Genomic DNA, 6,049 nt, shown 5'->3' on the forward strand with positions numbered 1-6,049 from the left:
GCGAAGCCGCCGACATCGAACACCACCCAGTTGGCCGGAACGAGCGAACCCGAGCCGTCGACCAGGATGGCCGCGTTGTCAGACGCCATCGACTGCAGGCCGATGCCGACCTTGCCCCAATGATCGCTCTTGATGAACCAGTAGGACTGGAGCGTCTGCACGTAGTTCGGGTTGCCGGTATCGAGGCCGGCGCCGTCGACGTTCGACTGGTTGGTGCCGTAGAGCGTGTCGCTGCCGTCGGCTTCGAGGTGCAGCACGTAACCCGCGGTCCAGCCCGGGACGATGGTCGCCTGGCCGGTGAACTTCACGTTCGTGCCAAGCGTCGTGCCGGTGCCGCCGACGTAGGTGTTCGACTCGCCGCCGTCATCCCACCACACGACCTGCTCGGCAACCCAGCCGGAGATCGTCAGCGAAACCTTGCGGTTGCCCTTGCGGACGGTGGTCGCTTCGAGTTCAGCAATCCGCTCCTCGAGGTCGGCGCAGCAGTTACCCCCAAGGTCGGCTGCATTTGCGCTCGTAGCGAGACCGCCTGCGAGCAGGCCAGCCGCCGCCAGGGCGCTTAAGCTGTATTTATTCATAGACCTTCTCCCAATCTGCGTTGGTAATCGAGATGGCGGACGCCCTTACTCGGTACGGATACGCAAACGAGGCCGCGCTCTACGATAATGACGGCGCGAAGATTCCCTCGGAACCGCCGCTGGCCCGGAGAGTCTGCGATTCTCCCCTGGCCAACAATCGAGCAATGCGATTTTGCCCCCGACTTGCCGGCAACTGTGGCACCCCGGACACGAGTGGCCGCATTGCCCCCGGATTGATGGGCTTTTCCCTAAGCGCAGCCAACCGAACGGAAAGGGAAAGCGCAGTGGATGGGCGGGGGATAAGTGTCCCTGTCGTCGTTGTGCGACGCGATGCAGGCTCACGCCTCGCCCCGAGAGCGGGTCGAAGGCGCACGATTCGCGAGCCGGAATGATGGCAGCTGATTCGCTGTGCGCGCGGCAGCACCCACTGAAGGCGCCGGATCGAAGGTCGTGATCCAAAAGCCGCCTGACCTGCGGGGGGGAGCGCCCGTTGTCCGTTGCGACGCCCTATAAAGAAAGAAGCCGCCCCGAAGGGCGGCTTCCTGTTCGTCTGGCGGTTCTCAGCTTCGATTAGAAGTTGATGAGAGCACCGGCCTTGATCATGTCGAAGTCCTGGAGGCTCGTGACGGGATTGTCGTTCACGTCCTCGATATCACCATAACCCGACGCGCTGAAGTGACGGTAGCTGAGCCACAGCGACATGGCGGCGTTGTCGATCTCCTGCACGACGCCGAGACCCCAGAACTCATGCTCCGGACCGCTGTCCAGCTCGCTGTTGTTGTACTCGCCGTAGAGCACCGTATGGCCGAGCGGCGTCCAACGCTGACGGAGACCGCCCTTGAAGTACCAGGTATCCATCTCGTCGTTTACGTTCAGCCAGGCGGAATTGGGGTCGGAGGGGTCATCCCGGACGCCATCAATATTCAGATGGCCGTAGTTGACCAGGCCGAACAGACCCGTGCCGATGTGCTGCAGGTAGAGGCCCGCCTGGAAGTAGTCGGTGTCCGCATGGCCGGCATAAGTCGAAAACACGCCGGGCGCGCCCCCGGGCTCGCTCACGTAGATCTGGCCGAAGTTGCCGCCGGTGTTGTCGCCGTAGGCGGCAACCGCAGCGAGCTTGAAGCCGGCGACTTCACCCGCATAGCGGAGGGCAACGTCCCAGATGTCGTCCTCGCCCCAGGCAGCCGATGCCGAGAAGCCGGCGAACGTCGGCGTGTCGTAGCGGACCGAGTTGAACGGGATGCCGTAGCAGTCGCCACCGCCGTTGCAAGCCGGGCCGGAGAGGCCGACGTCGGTGAGTGCGCCGGTATTCCCGCGGTAAGCGAAACCGCCAACATCGAACACCACCCAGTTGGCCGGAACGAGCGAGCCCGAGCCGTCGACCAGGATGGCCGCGTTGTCAGACGCCATCGACTGCAGGCCGACGCTGACCTTGCCGAGGCTCTCGCTCTTGAGGAACCAGTAGGACTGGAGCGTCTGCACGTAGTTCGAGTTGCCGGTATAAAGGCCGGCGCCGCTGACGTTCGACTGGTTGGTGCCGTAGAGCGAGTCGCTGCCGTCGGCTTCGAGGTGCAGCACGTAGCCTGCCGTCCAGCCCGGGACGATGGTCGCCTGGCCGGTGAACTTCACGTTCGTGCCGAGGGTCGAGCCGATGCCGCCGATGTAGGTGTTCGACTCGCCGCCGTCATCCCACCACACGACCTGCTCGGCGACCCAGCCGGAGATCGTCAGCGAAACCTTGCGGTTGCCCTTGCGGGCCGTGGTCGCTTCGAGCTCGGCAATCCGCTCCTCGAGATCGGCGCAGCAGTTCCCCCCAAGATCCGCTGCGGACGCGCTGGTCGCGGACAAGCCACCTGCGAGGAGGCCGGCCGCCGCCAGGGCGCTCAAACTATGCTTTTTCATTTACCTTCTCCCGTCTACTAACTTCGAAACGGGCGCTGACGCATCTGTATTCACACGCCACGCGCACACTTAAGCTCGAAAGACAGCGGCAGCACGCTCGGACCGAATCACCGCCTCAGGCCGAGATACTACGCAGAACTCGCGCGCCGTTGGAATGGTGAAGATGGCCTTTCCAGAGGAATTCACCCACCATGTGGCGTGATTGCAACGAGTTCGAGAGCCACCATTAACATACTGGGATAACAGAGGAATTTAAAAATCACTTAACGGCGCGAGCAGCGGCGCGACGACGCATGTTGCGCGGGCTGTGGATAGCGGAGCAGGGGTCATACGAAGAGCATCGGGCCGGTTGCGCGTCGGGAAAAATGCCCTCCGAATGCCGATAAAAATCCCGGACTCCATCTACTGACGTGGCATGCGCACCGCCGCACCGAATGATCCGGCGCGGCGGCATCCGGGAACTGGGATGCCGCCGGTCTGCGTCGGGCGATTGCCCGGCTCTTTTGGGTCGGGGGTGCTCCGGAGAAGGAAAGTAACGAAGGTCGCAATTTCTCCCCGGCAAAGATCTTGCGGCCGTACACGCGCTCGCTTATTTCGGACCCGACGCGATAAGCTCGGCGCGGTTGCGCGCCGCCGCCCAGAGGCTGCCTCGCTGGAGGCGCGATAAACCGATAAATGTTGCCACAATCGGAGTTTATCTGCATCGAGCGGCGCGGGAGCGAATCTGCGCCATGGGAATCCGGTTTGCCCCGGGGGGAGCAATCGAGACCGGCAGGTCGGGCGCGGGAGCGGCGCCGATCGGTCAGGACATCGGCATGGCGGCAAATCGGCGGGGCGTCTCCGGAACCATATCGAAGATGAGCGACGATCCTGGCAAGGGCCTGGGCCCAAATCGCCGTAGGGTTTTGATGGGCGCTGGCGCCTGGGCGGTGATCGCGGCCCTGGCCGACAACGCTTTTCTTCTTTCCCGGGCGCTGGCCCAAGAACCCCAGCCGCCGGCCGACGAGTCGTTCGCGGCCGATCACGTGCGCAAGCTCGCCGAGGAAATGGCGGCGCGCGAGTTCGTGAAGCCGCATCTCGACGTCCCCGAGCCCTTCAATGCGCTCACCGCCGAGCAGTACCGCGACATCCGGTTTCGCCCCGAGGCGTCGGTGTGGCGCGGCGAGAACCTCGGCTATGAGCTGCAACTGCTGCCGATGGGCTGGCTCTACGACACGCCGGTCGAGATCTGGCTCGTCGAAGGCGGGAGGGCGCGCAACCTGCGGGCCGACAGCGCGAGCTTCGCCATCGGCCCGTCGATCGAGAAGGCGCCGGATGCCGCCCCGTTCGCGTTCTCCGGGTTCCGCGTCTCGGGCACCATCAACACCGCCGAGACCCTGAGCGAGTTCGTCTCCTTCCAGGGGGCGAGCTACTTCAAGGCCGTCGGCCGCAACGGGGTCTACGGCCTTTCCGCGCGCGGGCTGGCGATCAATACGGCGCGCCCGGGCGGCGAGGAGTTCCCGGTCTTTCGCGCCTTCTGGATCGAGAAGCCCGAGGCGGCGGCCGACGGCATCGTCATCCACGCCCTGCTCGACAGCGAGAGCACCACCGGGGCGTACCGCTTCGTCATCCGCCCGGGTGGCGCGACGCGGATCGAGGTCGACTGCACGCTCTTTCCGCGCCGCTCGCTGACCTATGTCGGCATCGCGCCGCTCACCAGCATGTACTTCTACGGCCCCGCCCAACGGCGCATCGATCGCGACTATAGGCCCGCCGTGCACAACAGCGAGGGCCTGGCGGTCATCAACGGGCGCGGCGAGCGCCTGTGGCGGCCGCTGTCCAATCCGAAGATGCTCCAGACGAGCGCCTTCGTCGACAAGGACCTCCGGGGCTTCGGCTTCGCCCAGCGGAACCGCTCCCTCGCCGGCTACGAGGATCTCGAGGCGCGCTTCGACCGGCGGCCGACGGCCTGGGTCGAGCCGTCCGGCAGTTGGGGCAGCGGCTACGTCGAGCTGATCGAGATCCCGATCACCGAGGAGATCCACGACAACATCGTTGCCTACTGGAAGCCGTCGAAGCCCCTCGAGCCCGGAAAGAAGTACAGGTACGCCTACAGCATGACCTGGGGCGAAGCCGTGCCGGCCGTATGGTCCGGCGCCTGGGTGGTCAAGACGCAGGTGGGAGCCGGCAGCGCCCCGGACACCACGCTCTTCGTCGTCGATTTTGCCGGTCCTTCGGCGCGGGAGGCACGCGACCTCCCCGTGGCCGATCTCACCGCCACCGCAGGCTCGACCTCGAACCTCAGTATACAGCGCCATCCCGATCTGCAGGGCTTCCGTGTGAAGTTCGAGCTCAATCCCGCAGGAACCGAGCTTGTCGAGCTGCGTTTGGCTTTGAAGCTGGGCGGCCAGTTGATCTCCGAAAGCTGGCTCTATCGATGGACGCGATCATGACCGCCAAGGATCTGGCGCCGGGCGCGGGAGAGGAGCTGGCGGCGCCGGTGTCCTCTCGCTCTGAGTCCGTTGTCCCCCAGGCTGCCATCCACGACGCGAGCGACCCTGCGCTTCTGCCCGGGCTCGCTCCGCTCGCGATGCCGGCCCAGGACTTCGCGGCGCAATCCGCCCGCGTATGGCCTCTGAGGCGCGGCAGCGCCATCCCGCGCACGGCGGTGTTTCTCGGCGCAGCGCTGATGACGGCTGCCTTCGCCCATGAGCTCTACGGCGTATTGTCGTTCGTGCAGATGACGCCGTTCCAGTTCCTCTTCCTGGTGCTGTCGACGGTGACGTTCGCGTGGATCTCGGTCGGCACGCTCTCCACGGCCCTGGGTTTCCTCCCGCTGTTTGCCGGCGAGAAGGCCGACACCATTGCCATACCCGATGCCGACGGGCCGCTCGCGGCCCGCACGGCACTCTTGTTTCCGGTCTATCACGAGGATCCGGCCCGCATCGCCGGCACCATCTCCGCCATTGCCGAGGAGCTGGCCTCCCTTGGCAAGGCGTCCGCGTTCGATGTCTTCGTGCTCTCCGATACGCGCGGGGCCGAGGCGGGCATGGCGGAGGAGGAAGCCTACGCCGCGCTCGCCCGCAAGCTCGGCGGCGAGGTCGGCGTCTATTATCGCCGGCGCATCGAGAACACGGCCCGCAAGGCCGGCAACATCAAGGACTGGGTGGAGCGCTTCGGCGGCGCCTACGAGACCTTCGTCATCCTCGACGGCGACAGCATCATGTCGGGCGTGGCGCTCGTTCGCCTCGCGCGCGCCATGGAGGCCGATCCGTCCGCGGGCCTCATCCAGACCGTGCCGAAGCTGATCGGCGGCACGACGCTGCTGCAGAGGCTGATGCAGTTCGCCGCCAACATCTACGGCCCCCCGACCGCGGCCGGACTCGCGTTCTGGAGCCGCGACCAGGGCAACTACTGGGGGCACAACGCCATCATCCGGACGGCAGCCTTCGCCAGCGCGGCGGGATTGCCGCATCTTCCGGGCTCACCTCCGTTCGGCGGGCACATCATGAGCCACGACTTCGTCGAGGCGATGCTGCTGCAGCGCGCCGGATGGGGCGTGCACATGGCGCCTTCGATCGAAGGCTCCT

General features: G+C 65.6%; 4 protein-coding genes. 2 read left to right on the forward strand and 2 right to left on the reverse strand.

The window, feature by feature from the left end:
* Together V7082_RS21215 and V7082_RS21220 are read right to left on the reverse strand one after the other, a co-directional pair.
* On the reverse strand, positions 1–578 hold a 578-nt coding region (locus V7082_RS21215), incomplete at its 3' end, for a porin (RefSeq protein ID WP_334151658.1).
* A gap of 570 nt (positions 579–1,148) precedes the next feature.
* Positions 1,149–2,480, reverse strand: a complete 1,332-nt coding sequence (locus V7082_RS21220) for a porin (RefSeq protein ID WP_334151660.1) — start codon at positions 2,478–2,480, stop codon at positions 1,149–1,151.
* An 857-nt stretch (positions 2,481–3,337) separates the two neighbouring features.
* On the opposite strand from V7082_RS21220, the gene V7082_RS21225 reads away from it, so the two are divergent.
* Both V7082_RS21225 and mdoH read left to right on the forward strand, forming a co-directional pair.
* Positions 3,338–4,912: a glucan biosynthesis protein gene (locus V7082_RS21225; protein ID WP_334151662.1), complete on the forward strand. Its 1,575-nt coding sequence runs from the start codon at positions 3,338–3,340 to the stop codon at positions 4,910–4,912.
* On the forward strand, positions 4,909–6,049 hold a 1,141-nt coding region (mdoH, locus tag V7082_RS21230), incomplete at its 3' end, for a glucans biosynthesis glucosyltransferase MdoH (RefSeq protein WP_334151663.1). The genes V7082_RS21225 and mdoH, both read left to right, overlap by 4 nt.

The sequence above is a fragment of the Hyphomicrobium sp. genome (assembly GCF_036833075.1).
Lineage (GTDB): Bacteria > Pseudomonadota > Alphaproteobacteria > Rhizobiales > Hyphomicrobiaceae > Hyphomicrobium_C.